The sequence below is a fragment of the Streptomyces sp. NPDC057280 genome, assembly GCF_042668605.1.
Lineage (GTDB): Bacteria > Actinomycetota > Actinomycetes > Streptomycetales > Streptomycetaceae > Streptomyces.
The window spans coordinates 1,233,281-1,248,439 of sequence record NZ_JBHUYR010000002.1; the positions used below are offsets into that span (position 1 = coordinate 1,233,281).

14 protein-coding genes and 1 riboswitch are annotated in these 15,159 nt (G+C 69.8%); of the genes, 8 read left to right on the forward strand and 6 right to left on the reverse strand.

Annotation, left to right across the window (positions count from 1 at the left end; all coding sequences use genetic code 11):
• Nucleotides 1–26 precede the first annotated feature (26 nt).
• Both trpD and ACFUO4_RS16110 read left to right on the forward strand, forming a co-directional pair.
• Complete coding sequence (gene trpD / locus ACFUO4_RS16105; protein ID WP_383484733.1) at nucleotides 27–1,091, forward strand: anthranilate phosphoribosyltransferase; 1,065 nt, start codon at nucleotides 27–29, stop codon at nucleotides 1,089–1,091.
• 74 nt (nucleotides 1,092–1,165) lie between these two features.
• A riboswitch (SAM riboswitch) is annotated at nucleotides 1,166–1,282 on the forward strand.
• 145 nt (nucleotides 1,283–1,427) lie between these two features.
• Complete coding sequence (locus ACFUO4_RS16110; protein ID WP_383484736.1) at nucleotides 1,428–2,789, forward strand: aminotransferase class V-fold PLP-dependent enzyme; 1,362 nt, start codon at nucleotides 1,428–1,430, stop codon at nucleotides 2,787–2,789.
• A 605-nt stretch (nucleotides 2,790–3,394) separates the two neighbouring features.
• Here the strand turns inward: ACFUO4_RS16110 and ACFUO4_RS16115 are convergent.
• Genes ACFUO4_RS16115 through ACFUO4_RS16130 form a run of 4 tightly spaced genes read right to left on the reverse strand, consistent with a single transcriptional unit; the run spans nucleotide 3,395 to nucleotide 6,471 of the window.
• On the reverse strand, nucleotides 3,395–3,676 hold the full coding sequence (locus tag ACFUO4_RS16115; RefSeq protein WP_079308737.1) for an Lrp/AsnC family transcriptional regulator: 282 nt from the start codon (nucleotides 3,674–3,676) through the stop codon (nucleotides 3,395–3,397).
• On the reverse strand, nucleotides 3,673–5,100 hold the full coding sequence (locus ACFUO4_RS16120) for a zinc ribbon domain-containing protein (protein ID WP_128112096.1): 1,428 nt from the start codon (nucleotides 5,098–5,100) through the stop codon (nucleotides 3,673–3,675). Before ACFUO4_RS16120 ends, ACFUO4_RS16115 begins: the two co-directional genes overlap by 4 nt.
• A complete protein-coding gene (locus ACFUO4_RS16125) occupies nucleotides 5,097–5,705 on the reverse strand; it encodes an IS607 family transposase (RefSeq protein WP_079308736.1) in 609 nt (202 codons plus the stop codon). The genes ACFUO4_RS16120 and ACFUO4_RS16125 overlap by 4 nt, the downstream gene beginning before the upstream one ends.
• A 40-nt stretch (nucleotides 5,706–5,745) precedes the next feature.
• A complete protein-coding gene (locus ACFUO4_RS16130; RefSeq protein ID WP_079308735.1) occupies nucleotides 5,746–6,471 on the reverse strand; it encodes a rhomboid family intramembrane serine protease in 726 nt (241 codons plus the stop codon).
• A gap of 174 nt (nucleotides 6,472–6,645) precedes the next feature.
• Here ACFUO4_RS16130 and ACFUO4_RS16135 point away from each other — a divergent pair, with 174 nt between their 5' ends.
• The 5 genes from ACFUO4_RS16135 (at nucleotide 6,646) to ACFUO4_RS16155 (ending at nucleotide 11,990) form a co-directional block, all read left to right on the forward strand.
• Nucleotides 6,646–6,885, forward strand: a complete 240-nt coding sequence (locus ACFUO4_RS16135; protein ID WP_037719539.1) for a hypothetical protein — start codon at nucleotides 6,646–6,648, stop codon at nucleotides 6,883–6,885.
• A gap of 37 nt (nucleotides 6,886–6,922) precedes the next feature.
• The gene (locus tag ACFUO4_RS16140) at nucleotides 6,923–8,266 is read left to right on the forward strand and encodes an NYN domain-containing protein (protein WP_079308711.1); all 1,344 of its coding nucleotides are present in this window, start codon (nucleotides 6,923–6,925) and stop codon (nucleotides 8,264–8,266) included.
• A gap of 210 nt (nucleotides 8,267–8,476) precedes the next feature.
• Complete coding sequence (locus ACFUO4_RS16145) at nucleotides 8,477–9,511, forward strand: NlpC/P60 family protein (RefSeq protein ID WP_383485730.1); 1,035 nt, start codon at nucleotides 8,477–8,479, stop codon at nucleotides 9,509–9,511.
• Between the two features lie 210 nt (nucleotides 9,512–9,721).
• Complete coding sequence (locus ACFUO4_RS16150) at nucleotides 9,722–10,741, forward strand: NlpC/P60 family protein (protein ID WP_383484744.1); 1,020 nt, start codon at nucleotides 9,722–9,724, stop codon at nucleotides 10,739–10,741.
• Between the two features lie 58 nt (nucleotides 10,742–10,799).
• A complete protein-coding gene (locus tag ACFUO4_RS16155) occupies nucleotides 10,800–11,990 on the forward strand; it encodes a hypothetical protein (protein WP_383484746.1) in 1,191 nt (396 codons plus the stop codon).
• On the opposite strand, the gene ACFUO4_RS16160 is transcribed toward ACFUO4_RS16155, so the two are convergent.
• Nucleotides 11,947–12,504, reverse strand: a complete 558-nt coding sequence (locus ACFUO4_RS16160; RefSeq protein WP_079308710.1) for a PadR family transcriptional regulator — start codon at nucleotides 12,502–12,504, stop codon at nucleotides 11,947–11,949. The genes ACFUO4_RS16155 and ACFUO4_RS16160 overlap by 44 nt on opposite strands.
• A gap of 94 nt (nucleotides 12,505–12,598) precedes the next feature.
• On the opposite strand from ACFUO4_RS16160, the gene ACFUO4_RS16165 reads away from it, so the two are divergent.
• Nucleotides 12,599–13,948, forward strand: coding sequence for an MATE family efflux transporter (locus tag ACFUO4_RS16165; protein WP_383484750.1), 1,350 nt, complete (start codon nucleotides 12,599–12,601; stop codon nucleotides 13,946–13,948).
• Here ACFUO4_RS16165 and ACFUO4_RS16170 read toward each other — a convergent pair.
• Complete coding sequence (locus ACFUO4_RS16170; protein ID WP_383484753.1) at nucleotides 13,897–15,144, reverse strand: glycosyltransferase 87 family protein; 1,248 nt, start codon at nucleotides 15,142–15,144, stop codon at nucleotides 13,897–13,899. The genes ACFUO4_RS16165 and ACFUO4_RS16170 overlap by 52 nt on opposite strands.
• Nucleotides 15,145–15,159 lie beyond the last annotated feature (15 nt).

Consider the following 15,159-nt stretch of genomic DNA (forward strand, 5'->3'; position numbering starts at 1 on the left):
GTCCTACGACACCCAGGAGCGGCCTTATGAGCGCTGTGACCCCCGCTGGAGGCGACACCGCGGCGGGCCGTTCCTGGCCCGGGGTGCTGAACGCCCTGCTGTACGGGCAGGACCAGAGCGCCGACGCCACCGCCTGGGCGATGGACAAGATCATGCGCGGTGAGGCGACCGACGCGCAGATCGCCGGGTTCGTGGTGGCCCTGCGGGCCAAGGGCGAGACGGTCGAGGAGATCACCGGCCTCGTCCAGGCGATGTACGAGCACGCCAACGTGATCGAGGTGTCCGGGCGGACCGTCGACATCGTCGGCACCGGTGGCGACGGCGCCAAGACGGTGAACATCTCCACGATGTCCTCCCTCGTGGTGGCCGGCACCGGAGCGAAGGTCGTCAAGCACGGCAACCGCGCGGCCTCGTCGGCGTCGGGTTCCTCGGACGTGCTGGAGAAGCTGGGCGTCAACCTCGACCTCACCCCGAAGCGGGTGGCCGAGGTCGCCGAGGAGGCCGGCATCACCTTCTGCTTCGCCATCAAGTTCCACCCGGCGCTGCGTCACGCGGGCGCCGCCCGCGGCCAGTTGGGCATCCGCACGGTGTTCAACGCCCTCGGCCCGCTGACCAACCCGGCGAAGGTCAAGGCGCAGGCGGTGGGTGTCGCCGATCCGCTGATGGCGCCGATCGTCGCCGGGGTGTTCGCCGAGCGCGGCAACTCCTCCCTGGTGTTCCGCGGCGACGACGGCCTCGACGAGCTGACGACCACGGCCACCTCCCGGGTGTGGATCGTCCGCGACGGCAAGGTCACCGAGGAGGCCTTCGACCCGCGTGACGTCGGCATCGAGCTGGTGCCGGTGGAGGCGCTGCGCGGCGGTGACCCGGCGTTCAACGCGGAGGTCGCGCGCCGGCTGCTCGACGGTGAGACGGGTCCCGTCCGGGACGCGGTCCTGCTGAACTCGGCGGCCGCTCTGGTGGCCCTGGAGCCGGGCTCGGGGACGCTGGCGGAGCAGCTGCGGGCCGGCATGGACCAGGCCGCCGAGTCGATCGACTCGGGCGCCGCCAAGCAGACCCTCGACCGCTGGGTGGCGGCCAGCAACCGGTAGTCGTGTGGTGCGTCGTCCCGCGATCCGGACACGGGTTGCGGGCCGACGATCACATCGCGTACGTTCCTGTACCAGGTCATGAGTGACAGTCATGAGGCCCCGGCCGACTGTCCGGCAACCCTCCGTCCGTGGCGGGGTGCCCCGGGTGAAGACCAGGCCGTAGGCAGCGAGGTCTACGGCAAGCGCGGGCCCCTCTCGAAACCAGGGGTCCTGGTCCTTCGAGGGAGTCTTCCGTGAGCAAGCGAATGCGATAGGGCTGCTGAGCCCCGCCTCCGCGCACCCTTCTTCTCTTCACCGCATGCCCTGCTTCGGCATGCCCTCTCACGGGAGTTCCCCATGTCCGTCTCCACCGCTGCCGCCGCCCAGACCATTTGTGCCCCCCTGCCCGTTCTCGGCCGAGATGTCACCGTCCCGCTCGTCACCGGTGGCGAGGTCACCTACGCCGCCCTCGACTACGCCGCCAGTGCGCCGGCCCTCCAGCGGGTGTGGGACGACGTGGCGGCGTACGCGCCCTACTACGGCAGCGTCCACCGTGGTGCCGGGTACCTCTCGCAGCTGTCGACCGACCTGTTCGAGAACGCCCGCAGGACCGTCGCCGAGTTCCTGGGCTGCCGCGAGGGCGACCAGGTCGTCTTCACCCGGTCCACCACCGACTCCCTCAACCTGCTCGCCGCCGCGCTGCCCGCCGACTGCCAGGTCTTCGTCTTCGAGACCGAGCACCACGCCTCCCTGCTGCCCTGGCGCGGCGCCCGCGTCACCTACCTCAACGCGCCCCGCACCCACCAGCAGGCCGTGGAGACCCTGGAGAAGGCCCTCGCCGACCGCGACCCGTACGGCCCCGCCCTGGTCTGCGTGACCGGCGCCTCCAACGTCACCGGCGAGCTGTGGCCGGTGCGCGAACTGGCCGCCGCCGCCCATGCGCACGGCGCCCGGATCGTCCTCGACGCCGCCCAGCTCGCCCCGCACCACGCGGTGTCCGTCGCCGACCTCGACGTCGACTGGGTCGCCTTCTCCGGCCACAAGCTGTACGCCCCCTTCGGCTCCGGCGTCCTCGCCGGCCGCGCCGACTGGCTGACCGCCGCCGAGCCCTACCTCGCGGGCGGCGGCGCCAGCCGCAAGGTCACCCGGCGCGAGGACGGCGGCGTGGACGTGGAGTGGCACGAGAGCGCGGCCCGCCACGAGGCCGGCTCCCCGAACGTCATCGGCGCCTACTCCATCGCCTCGGCCTGCAAGGCGCTGACCGAGGCCGGCTTCGACACCCTGGTCGCCCGCGAGCAGCACCTGATCGAGAAGGTGCGGGAGGGCCTGGCGGACGTCCCCGAGGTCCGCGTCCTCTCCCTCTTCGGCGACGACGCCCCCCGTGTCGGTGTGATCTCCTTCGTCGTCGAGGGCTGGAACAGCTCCCACTTCGCCGCCGCGCTCTCCGCCGAGTACGGCATCGGCGTCCGCGACGGCCTCTTCTGCGCCCACCCCCTCGTCCGCACCCTGCTCGGCAGCGACCCGCAGATCCAGGGGGAGTGCGGCGCCCCCGAGGCCGCGCCCGGCGAGAAGTCCCTCAACGCCATCCGCGTCAGCTTCGGCGCGGGCACGCCGGACGAGCACGTGGAGCGGTTCGTGAACGCGGTGCGCGAACTGGTCAGTAACGGTGCGAAGTGGCAGTATCGGACCGAGGAGGGGCGCTGCGTCCCGGCTGTTTGATGACCGTGTGGATCTCCAGCTGGCGTGGGCTGCCGACGATCATCCGCAATGAGACCGTGTCAAGTCGGCGTAGCCGTCAGTGCCAGTCCTCGGTTCCTCTATCCAGCCACTTGCCACTATGCAGTGGCCGGCGGTTTGGGTGACTGAGACCGGCCCTGCGTAGGTTCCATACGTCCCGTTATCAACGTCGGACTTGTCTGTGGAGCAGAGCGGAACAGTACTACTGTCACGGCAGCGCCCCACAGCCGCCTCCATGTTCGACTTACCGCTGAATCCCGGCGACCTATAGGTGACGGCGCAGTTTGTGCCGCCGTTCGCGCTGCTGTAATAGACGAGAAGAGTGCCGTACCGGAACCCGCTGTCATTGGTCACGACGGGGATGCTTTCGATTAGGCTGCCAGGGCATCCGAAGTCCCCAGCTTGCGCCGGGGGTGCCAGCACGAGTCCTCCGGCGACCAGGCATGAAACAGCGGCTGCTCGACTTGCGTACTTCCAGACCGTGCGCACAGCTCCTCCTCGGGAACAACAACAGGTGTTCGAAGGGTAGTGCGTCACTCCACTGCAGTGAAGATCTTGAGTCGTCTTCGTCAAGAGGTTGATCCAGGTCAGGAATCCAGCCCGATCGCGAACGCCGCCTCAAGATCGTGCTGGGAGTATGTGCGGAATGCGACGTGGGTATCGGTCGCCTCGACGCCCTGGATCTTGCTGATGCTGCCGGGGATGACTTCCGCGAGGTCGTCGTGCCGTCGGACACGGACCATCGCGATTAGATCGTAGGTGCCGGTGACGGAGAAGACCTCACTCACACTGTCCAGCGAGGCGATCTCCTCGGCGATCTCGGGGATCCGGTCCACACTGGTCTTGATCAGGACGATTGCTGTGATCACGGCTGGTTCTGCTTCCTTGTCCTCGAGCATTGGCGCTCGGATCGGATGGTTCGCTCTCCGCCCGAAAGGCTGGAGTCCTGGACCGGCAGTCTGGTCCGTCGGCGATCGGCCCGTTCCTGGATGATCTGCTTCACCCGCGCATGCGAGGTGTGCAGGGTGATGTCGGGGTCACCGTCTCGTTCCAGGACGTTGATCGCTGCCGCGTGGTCTGCCTGCCACACTGCCCCGCACTGAGTGCAGTGAAGTCGGTCCCCTTTGCGCGTGCCGAGGATCCGGCAGCAGGGGGCGACTTGTGAAGTGTAGGCCGCGTTGACCAGCGTCAGCGCAGAACCTCTGCGCTCCGACACGCTGTTGAGTGCCTCAGCTGTGACGCCTTTGGTCCACATCGCGAGGCGGCGGTTGGTGTCCTTGCCGAGCTTCTTCCGCGGTGGGAAGCTGCGGGTCAGGTCCTCGGCGACGATCTGCTGCGCTTTGTCCAGGACCTGATGTACCGCAGTGAAGGTGACCGACCGGACACGGGCTTCGAACGAGCGGCGGCGGTGGCTGCGTTTGGCCGTGCCTAGGTTATTGGCTTCGATCCGTTCAGCTTTCGCTGTATCTCCCGACTTGCGGGCTTTCTCTGCGATGAAGCGGATCTTGGCTCTGCGAGCGTTCTTGGTCTTGAGGAAGTCCGACTCGGCTCTGAGCAGCCCGCCGAGGGCGGTCCCGTAGTGGCTGCCTTCGGAGTCGGTGAGGACTTCTGTGTACCCCTTGTCCAGCCCCGTCTTTGCTGTGCCGCACGGTCGCTGTGAGGACCGTAGTGTGCAGTCGTCGATGGTGTAGTGCACCTCGACCCGGTTGTTTCGCAGGATGAGCCGCAAGGTGCCAGTGGGGGCAACCCTGGTGTTCAGAGGGATCCTCACTGCGCTGCGACGCTCCAGCCCAGGCACCGAGAGCCAGATGTCGCCGTCCTCTACGAGGGCGTACGTGCGGTAGTCGTCGGAACGAACCACAATTTGGTTCATTGTGTGGTTCTGGCCGCGTCGCCAGTGGTGGCGCATCTGCCGGGCCAGGTACGGGTCGTTGGCCCACTGGTCGCGTTTCAATGCTGTGAAAAGGCGCTTCCGCTCCGTCTGGTCGGCGGTGTGGCGCCGGATAGCTTGCCGAACCTTGACTTTTGCTGCCTCGCGGGTCGCCCTGATGCTGACGACTGCGTCCCGCACGGTCTCCTTCCACGAGTTAGCCAGTACGCCGAAGGTGTCACTGGTGCCGTCCTTCATCCACTGGTCGCGGATCGTGCGGTCGGACACCCCCACACCTGCGAGGGCGCCATAGCGGCGCCATACGAGCGAGCGCACTCGACCGAGCCGTTCGGCTTGCTTGACGAGTTGGTCGTACTTACAGGCGTTGAGGTTCTTGCTGTAGGCGATGCGAGTGACCTTCATTGGCTGCCGCCAAGTTCGGCCTTGAGCTCCTTCTCGTAGCGGTTCAGAAGCCGCAGGCGGCGAGAGAAGGTGCGCATGATCACCAGCAGGTCTTCGGTCAGCTCCTGTCGCGGAGACAGTAGCTCGCTGTTCGCGGACACGATCTCGCAGCCGTGCCGGTCGGCGAGGTACTCGATGAACTCGAATCCGAACCGGGCTAGGCGGTCCTCGTGGGCGATGACCAGTCGGCTGATCTCGCCGGCTTCGATTCGGTCCATCAGACGGCAGAACTCTCGGCGGTGCAGGTTCATCCCGGTGTCGATCTCGCTGATCCACTCATCCACTGCGATGCCAGCGCCGAGGCAGAAGAGTTCCATCGCCTTGACTTGCGATTCCAGATCGCTCTTCTGGCCCGGTGAGGAGACTCGGCAGTACACGACGGTGGAGCGGCGGGAGGCGTCGAAGCCAGGATTCAGGGCGGCGAGCACATCGGAGTCGTCGAAGTATCGCTGCCCGGATGCGGAGCGCTTGACCGTGATCCGGCCCTCACGCTCCCAACGGCGAACAGTCGAAACGGACCGTCCGATCCGGGTGGCGAACTCGCCAATCCGATATTTCCTGTGCATGACGAGCAAGAGTAGATAGGAGTGAGCAGAAAAGCAACCTCTATGTATGATCTCCGCTTCGGATTGGCGCCGCATTGGTAGCACGGCCGAAACGCACCCACGCGAAGGCGAAGCCCAGGCCGAAGCCCACCAGGTGCGCCAGATACGCCACCCCGGGCCCGTTCGGCGCCCGGCCCGCCGCCAGCCATTGCAGGGCTGCCCAGAAGGGCAGCACCACCCAGGCCGGGAAGCGCAGCGGGAGGAAGAAGAGGAACGGCAGCAGGCTTGTCACCCTGGCCCCGGGGAACAGGTAGAGAAACGCTCCGAGCACGGCTGAGATCGCCCCGGAGGCTCCCACCAGCGACTGGTCGGAGTCGGAGTTCGCCGCCGCGTACCCCAGCAGCGCCAGATAGCCGCAGCCGACGTAGAACAGCGTGAACTGGACGCGGCCCATCCGTTCCTCGGTCAGCACTCCGAAGACATAGAGGAAGAGCATGTTGCCGAGGAGGTGGACCCAGCTGCCGTGCACGAACAGGGCTGTCGCGGGGGTCAGGGCGGCGCGGGCCGAGCCTTCGAACAGTTCTGCGGGGACCACCCCCCAGCGGTGGAAGTAGGCCCGCTGGGCGGCCAGCAGTTCGTCGCCGGTGCCGTAGGCCGGATTCAGGCCGGCCGCCGGGCCGATCAGGAACAGCAGACAGCACAGGGTGATCAGGCCGTAGGTGACCGGTGCCGACCCCCACAACGACCTGCTCGCGCCACGGACCGTCACCCTCCAGTTGCTGATCATGAACACAGAGCATGACGTAACGGGACGCAACCGAACAGACCGCCTCGCCGCCGGGTGGGCGATGTGGACGGCCGAGCGACGAGTACCCGCCAGGCCGTAGGGTTACGAGCCACACGCACCGGGACCGGTGTGTCGCGGACAGTAGAAGACCTAGCAGGAAAGAGCACAGGCACGATGACGGTTCCCCTGCCGACCGCCTCGACGCGGTGGCGCTGCACCCTCTGCGGCAACCTCACGCGGTTCGACGTGACCCGCTCGTCGAAGGTCGTCGAGTACGTCCACCTCGACCTGGCCGGTGAGCCGAAGGTCGAGGAGCGCGAGGTGGTCAGTGAGACCATCGAGTCGGTGCGCTGCCGCTGGTGCAACGCCGTGGATCAGGTGGAACTCGTGGACAGGCCGGGCGCCGGCTCCTGAGGGAGCGGGCTCCGCACACAGGTTGGGGTGTTGACGGATGGTGGAGTCACAAGGCGGGGGGCCGGGCGACGGCGCCGCTGAGGTGCTCGACCGTCCGCTGCCCGACGGGGTGCGCCGTCGTGTCGTACAGATCGTGTCCGACGGCTTCGGCGGCCTGACCGTAGGTGAACTGCCCGCACAGCTCAGACAGTACGCGCGGTTCGCGCCGAACCGGCGGGCCAAGTTCGCCGGCAACGCGATGGCGGCGGCGCTGGAGACCGATCCGCTGTTCCGGCAGCGGATCGGCGAGAAGTTCAGAGAGGCCCAGCCGGAGCTCTCCGGCGCTCTCGACACCGGCTCGCCGCCCCCGGCCGCGGATCCGCTCGACGTGGCGGCCGCGGCCTATGTTCTGCGCCCCACGGGCTGGGTGAAGCTCGTGACCGCGGCCGGCGAGGAGGCCCAGCGGGCCGACGCCGAGCGCGCGGACGAGGAGAGCCGCGTCGAGCTGGAGCGGCTGCGCGAGGAACTGGTGGCGGCCCGGGAGCAGACCCGGACCGAGACCGAGCGGCTGCGCACCGAACTGGAGTCGGCGAAGAAGGAAGCCGAATCGCTTCACCGCAAGCTGCGCGCCGCCCTCAGTGACGTCAAGCGCGGCGAGGCGGCGCTGCGCAAGCTGCAGGGCGAGATGGACGCCGTGCGCGCCGAGGGGCAGACGCAGGTGTCCGCCGCCGAGGTCGAGACGCGGCGGCTCAAGGCCCGGCTGAGCGAGGCCGAGGCGGCCCTGGAGGCGACGCGCAGGGCGGCGCGGGAGGGACGCAGTGTCGAGGACATGCGGGTGCGGCTGCTGCTGGACACCGTGCTCGACGCGGCTCAAGGGCTGCGCCGGGAGCTGGCCCTGCCGCCCGTGTCCGTACGGCCCGCGGAGACCGTCGACGCGGTCGAACCGGGACGAATGACGCCGAAGGACATCGCCGCGCGGGCCCTGTCCGAGCACGATCCGGCCATCCTGGACCAGCTACTGGCCCTGCCGCAGGCCCACTTGGTGGTCGACGGCTACAACGTCACCAAGACCGGCTATCCGCAGATGCCGCTGGAGAAGCAGCGGCTGCGGCTGCTCGGTCAGCTCTCGCAGCTCGCGGCGCAGACCGGGGCGGAGGTCACCTGTGTCTTCGACGGCGCCGAGCTGGCCGCGCCGGTGCTGCTCGCGCCGCCGCGCGGGGTGCGGGTGCTGTTCTCCAAGCCGGGTGTCACGGCCGACGAACTGATCCGCCAGCTGGTGCGCGCCGAGCCGCCGGGCCGGCCCGTCATCGTCGCCTCCACCGACCGCGAGGTCGCCGACGGGGTGGCCAAGGCGGGGGCCAGGCCTGTCGCTTCGGCGATGCTTTTGAAGCGCCTGTCCTAAACATCGAACTTGTGCGCTCATTGCCCGAATTGGCGGGATCGTCACGCAACGTAGTGTCAAACGGGCATTACCGCACGTGAGTTGTGTGTAAAGAATGCAGTCCGTGACCGATTTTTTCGCGTGAGGATTTGAACTGATCACAAGAAGGTCACTAGGGTCTGGGCTCGAACCTCCGAACGGGTGATCACTCACAAGAAGGAGCTCACCTCCGTGGCGTCCCACCGTCGACCCAAGCAGCCGAGCCGCACGCGCGTGACCGTGCTGACCACCGCTGCTGCCGCCGCCGTCGCGCTGAGCGCCAACGCCGCCAACGCGGCACCGAGCGAGAAGCCCAGCAAGGACGAGGTCAAGTCCAAGGTCGACAAGCTCTACGAGGAGGCCGAGCAGGCCACCGAGAAGCTCAACGGCGCCAAGGAGAAGCAGGAGAAGCTCCAGAAGGAGATCTCGGCCATCCAGGACACCGTGGCCCGCGGCCAGGAGGAGCTCAACGGGCTCCGCGACTCCATGGGGCTCGCGGCCGCCGCCCAGTACCGCACCGGCTCCATAGACGCCTCCCTGCAGCTCTTCCTGTCGTCCAACCCGGACGACTACCTGGACAAGGCCTCCACGGCCGACCAGTTGAGCGCCCAGCAGGTCGAGGCGCTGAAGAAGATCCAGGAGAAGCAGCGCGAGCTCGCGCAGGAGCGTGCCGAGGCCTCCGAGAAGCTCAAGGACCTCTCCTCCACCCGGACCGAACTGGCCAAGAAGAAGAAGGAAGTCCAGGGCAAGCTCGCCGAGGCGCAGAAGCTGCTCAACACGTTGACGGCCGCCGAGAAGGCCGCCCTCGCCGCCGAGGACGCGCGCGCCAGCCGCTCCGCCAGCGAGCGCGTGAACCTCGGCGACACCCCGCCGGCCTCCAACTTCGCCGCCGCCGCCTTCCGGGCCGCCCAGTCCCAGCTCGGCAAGCCCTACGTCTACGGCGCCACGGGCACCGCCTCCTACGACTGCTCGGGCCTGACCTCCTGGGCCTACGCCCAGGCCGGCGTCTCCATCCCACGCACCTCCCAGGCCCAGGCCAACGCCGGCACGAAGATCTACTCGCAGAGCCAGCTCAAGGTCGGCGACCTGGTCATCTTCTACGGCGACCTGCACCACGTCGGCCTCTATGCCGGCAACGGCCAGGTGATCCACGCCCCGCGCACCGGCACGGTCGTGCGCTACGAGTCGATCGGCAACATGCCGTTCCAGTTCGGCGTCCGGATCTGATCACCCTCCAGGATCACCTTCAAGATCACGACACCCGCCGCCCGTTCGGGCGAATCGCGGCGACGTGAACTGACCCCGTGCCCCGCCACTGACCTGCGTCGGTGGCGGGGTGTCACGTTGTGTGGCCGTGGAGGTCTTTGGAAGCGCCCTTGTCGCGGGGCTACTGTCGGCCGCGTTTCCTGTCCGCCAGCGGAAGGGGTGCGGCTCCTCGTGAGGTCCCATCGCCGCCTTGCATCGACTTCGTCCGGGTTCGACCGGGGCGCCAGCGCCGCGCTCTGCGTCCTGACCGCCACCGCCGCGGCCCTCGGGGCCGTACCGGCCACGGCCGCCCCGCACGACGACACCCGTGCCGAGGTGGACCGCCTCTACGAGGAGGCCGAGAAAGCGACCGAGGCCTACAACAAGGCCGACGAACGCGCCGACTCGCTGAAGAAGCAGGTCGGCACCGCGCAGGACCGGATCGCCCGGCAGCAGGACCGCATCAACGCCATGCGGGAGACGCTCGGTTCGCTGGCCGGCGCCCAGTACCGCTCCGGCGGCCTCGACCCGTCCCTCGCCCTGCTCTTCTCCGACGACCCGGACGACTACCTCGACAAGGCCGCCGCCCTCGACCGGATCACCGCCCATCAGGCCGGTGAGCTCAAGGACCTCCAGTCGGCGATGCGCAAACTCGCCCAGGAGCGCGCGGAGGCGGCCGGTCAGCTGGCCGAGCTGGAGAAGAGCCGCAAGGCCGTCGCGAGCCACAAGAAGACGGTCGAGAAGAAGCTCGCCCAGGCCCGCCGGCTGCTCAACTCCCTGCCGTCCGAGGAACGCGCCGCCTACGACCGGGCCTCCCGCTCCGGCCGCGACGAGATGCCCGACCTCAGCGGCGCGCTGCCGCCCAACGCCCGGGCCGCCGCCGCGGTCGCCGCGGCCCGCGCCGCGCTCGGCAAGCCGTACGTCTGGGGCGCGACCGGCCCCTCCGGCTTCGACTGCTCGGGCCTGATGGTGTGGTCGTACCGGCATGCCGGCGTCTCCCTGCCGCGCACCTCGCAGGCCCAGCGCCACGCGGGCCGGCAGGTCCCGCTCTCCCAGGCGCAGCCCGGTGACCTGGTCACCTACCGGGGTGACGCGAGCCATGTCGGCATGTACGTCGGCAACGGCCAGGTGATCCACGCCCCCTACCCCGGCGCCCCCGTCCGCTACGACCCGGTGGGCATGATGCCGGGCGCGACGGTCACCCGGGTGTGACCCGGCCCTCTGCCCCGGCCCTCTGACCCTGGCGCCGCTCCCGCCGTACGATCGTGAAATGGCTGGTCGAAGGCGGGCGTCGAGACACGGGACACTCGCGCTGTGTCTGCTGCTCGTCTCCCTGGTGGCCTGTGGGGGAAAGCCGGGGACCGGGACCGCCAAGGCCGATGTCCAGGAGCTGCTCGACCAGCGGTCGGCGGCCGTGCTCGACCGGGACCGGGCGGCGTTCATGCAGACGGGCTCGCTGGACTGGTTCGAGAACGCCCGGGGCGTGCCGTTCGCGGCGTGGGCGTACCGGTTGACGGGGCTCCACCAGGACGGCGCCGAGGCCACCGCGGACGTCGAGCTCAAGTACCGCATACAGGGCTACGACAACGCGCCCGTGACCGTCGGTCGCACGCTCACCCTCAGCCTGGACGCGGGCGGCGAGTGGTACGTCGACCGGGAACAGCCCGCGAAGAAGTCCGCCCAGCAGCTGTGGGACCAGGGCGAGGTGGACATCGTCCGCGGCAGGCACAGCCTCGTCCTCGGTGTCGGGCGGTCGAGCGCGGCGCTGCACACCTACGCCGATCTCGCCGACCGTGCCGTTCCGGCGGTGTCGGCGGAGTGGGGCACGGACTGGACCCGGCACGTCGTCGTGCTCGTACCGACGTCGCTGGAGGGCATGGCGGGGCTGCTGGGGTCACCCGCCTCCGCGTACCGCGGGATCGCCGCCGTCACCACCGGTGAGACGGGCGCCCCGGCGCGCGCGCCCGCGGACCGGATCATCGTCAACCCCGACGCGTACAGCGTCCTCGGCAGCGTCGGCAAGCAGGTCGTGCTCACCCACGAGACCACCCATGTCGCCACCCGCGACCACACCACCGCCGCCACACCCCTGTGGCTGTCCGAGGGGTACGCGGACTGGATCGGTTACCTCGGCTCCGGCCGGTCGCCGGTCCAGGCCGCGCCGGAGCTGTGGCGGGCCGTGACCGAGGGGCGGGCGCCGAAGGCGCTGCCCGCGGACGCGGACTTCGGGTTCAGCGGCGACGCGACGAAGCTGGCGGAGGCCTACGAGAGCGGCTGGCTGGCCTGCCGGATGATCGCCGACCGGTGGGGCACCGACCGGCTGCGGGCGTTCTACCAGGCCGTGGGCGCCCACAAGCAGCGCGCCGGGGCGGTCGAGGACGCGCTGAAGACCGTGCTCGGCACGGACCTGGACGACTTCACGGCCCGGTGGCGGGACTATCTGCGGGATCAGCTCGGCTGAGCCGCTCGACGGCCTCCTCCAGCCAGGTGCGTTCCGCCTCTCCGGTGGCCCGCGCGACCCGCAGCATGCCCTCCCGGAACAGGTCCGCCGCCTCCTCCGCGCGCACGGGTCTGCCCTCGTCGTAGAAGAAGCTCGTGGGCGTGTCGAGGAACTCCAGGCGGCGGCGGAGCACCGCGGCCTGTTCGCGGCGGTCCGGGAGGTGGCGCAGGAACGTCAGGACCGTGTTGAAGCGGACCTGGTCGGAGATCTCCACCGGCTTGGGGTGGCGCAGGCGCTCCAGGAGGTCCGCGCGGCCCGTGTCGGTGAGGGAGAGCATGCGCCGCGGGGCCGCGCTCGCGCCCGGCTCGGTGTGCTCGTCGAGCTTGCCCGCCTTGATCAGCCGGGTGATGGCCGGATAGAGCGCGCCGTCGCTGACCGGGCGGACATGGCCGCTGAGCGCCTTGATGCGCTCCTTCAACTCATAGCCGTGCAAGGGCTCTTCGGCCAGGAAACCCAGGATCGACAGCTCCAGCACGCCGATTCCTCCTTGTGGTCGTCGTGACGCCATGGTACCTCTTATCGAGCTACCTCGAAACGAGGTAGCTCGTTTCGAGGGGGTTGGTGTGGTCATGGACAGTCATCGGCGTCGGCTCGTCGCGCTCGCCCGTCCCGTCTACTTCTCGCTGCTCGCCTCCGTGGCCGCCGGGATCATCAACACCGTCTGGGTCTCCCGGCTCGGCGGACCGGCGGTGGCGGCCGTCGCCGTGGCGACCAATGCCGAGAACGTCCTGCTGGGGGTCGCTCTCGTCTTCGGCTCGGGCACGACCGTGCTGGTGGCGCATGCCAGGGGCGCCCGGGACCCCGGGGCGGTACGGGCCGCCGTGCGCGGGGGCTGGGCGGTGTTCGGGGTGATCACGCCGGTGGTCGTGGCGGGCGGGTATCTGCTGCGGGAGCCGCTGGCGCGGCTGGTCCTCGGCGGGGGCGCGGCGCTGCCGCTCGCCGTCGGGTACTTCGCGATATCGATGCCGGGCATCGCCGTGTTCTTCGCCCAGCAACTGGTCGACGGGATCCTGAAGGGTACGGGGGACACCAGGACGCCGATGCGGCTCGCGCTGCTCGCCAACGGGCTGATCCTCGTCTGCGACCCGGTCTTCATCCACTTCTACGGCGTCCAGGGCGCCGCCGCCTCGACGGTGCTGTGCCGGGGCTTGGCGTTGGGGGCGGGACTGCTGGCTCTGCGGTGGAACGCGCTGCTGCGTACCGCCTTCGGACCCGGGATCGCCTTCCGGCGCGTGCCGCGCACCGGGCCGCTCATGGCCGCCCTCCGGAGGGTCCTGCGCACCGGGCTGCCCATGGCCGCCGACTTCACCGTGCGGCAGGGCGGGACGCTGGTGCTGGTCGGGATCGTGGCGCGGGTCGGAGTGACGGCCGTGGCCGCGTACGCCATCGCGTACAAGGTCCTGTACGTGGCCACCATGGGCTTCTACGCGGTCCGGCAGGCAGCCTCCATCCACACCGCGCATCTGCTGGGCGCGGGCCGGGACGCGCGGCGGGCGATCGGGCGGGAGGCGGTCGTGGTGTCCGGCGCCTTCGGAGCGGCCGCCGCTGTGCTCTTCGCCGTGACCGCGCCCTGGATCATGGCCGCCTTCGGCGCCGGGGGCGACGTCGCCGCCGAGGGGGTGCTGTTCCTGCGCTGCGCCGGGCCCTATCTGCTGCTGATGGCCTGCTTCATCGCGCTGGGCGGCGTCTTCGAGGGGAGCGGGGGCGCGCCGGTGCTGCTGAGGGTGACGCTGCTCGGTACGGCGGTCCAACTGCCGTTGGCGTACGGGCTGTCCGGGCTGGGGCTGCCCGGGGTGTGCCTCGCCATGGCGTCGGCCATGGCGGTGCAGTGCGCGGTGGTGGGCGTGGTCCTCGGGCGGTCCCGGCGTCAGGAGGTGACCGAGGTCTCCGACGGCTCCTCCGTGGCCCGTGCCGGCTGAGGCTCCTCGCGGCCCTCGGCGGGCGCGGTCACCGTGGCCCGCCACAGCCGGACGCCCGCCAGTACGGTCGCGGCGACGAGCAGGCCGTTGCGGAGGAAGAGGAGGGTGACGCCGAGGCGGTCGCTGGCGACGACGTTGGCGAAGTAGACCGGGAACTCCAGGACCGTCACGAAGGAGGCCACCAGGACCAGCAGCGCGGGTCCTGTCATCCGGCTCGCCCGGAAGCACAGGCAGACCGCCGCGAGGCCGATCAGCCACACCATGTACTGCGGGCTGATCACCCGGCTCGTGGTCGTGAACAGCAGCACCGCCACGAACGCCGCGTCCGCCGCGGTGTGCGCCTCGAAGCGGGTCGCGACCAGCCGCCACAGCAGCAGCCAGCCGAAGGCGATGCCGGTCAGGGCGAGCGCGGCGGTGCTGACGACGTTCACCCACGGGCCGAGGAATTCCACCGAGCCGTAGTTCAGCAGCACCTGGCCGTCCCAGCCGTACTGCCGGGCCACATGGAAGACCAGCGAGCCCAGCGACTCCACCTCGGTGCCCCGGTCGGCCTGGAAGGTCAGGAACGCGAAGGAGCCGGGCATGGTCACCGCGAACAGGGCCGCGAGCCCGGCCGCCGTGACCGCCGCCGACATCCAGACCCCGCGCCTGCGGGCGGCCACCAGCAGCAGCACCGGCCACACCTTGAGCATCGCCCCGAAGCCGATCAGGGCGCCCGTCACCCGCGGATGCCGGGCGCCCGCGAGCAGCGCGGCCACGGCGACGGCGGTCACCATCACGTCGTAGCGGGCGTACACGGTCGGGCCGAGCAGCGGGACGCCCACCACCCACACCCAGGCGCCGCGCAGGCTCCGGCCGGGGCGCAGGCCCGCGTACAGCAGCAGGGAGAAGACCACCAGGTCGGCGAGGAAGGCGAGGACGAAGAACGCGGTCGCGTACGGGAGGAACGGCAGCAGCGCGGGGGAGAGGATCGCCAGCGCGGCGGCCGGCGGGTACTGCCAGGTGACGTCGTCCTGCGGGAAGGTGCCGGTGCGCAGCACGTCGTACCAGCCCTGGTAGATCACCGACACGTCGCTCGTGACGTCCGGGCCGGGGAAGACGTACACCTTCAGGACGAACAGGAGCAGCAGCAGCCGTGTCAGGCCCCAGGCCGCCAGCAGTCCCGCCGGAGACCGCCTCGCACCCGCAATGTCCACCGGAGCCCCTGTTCG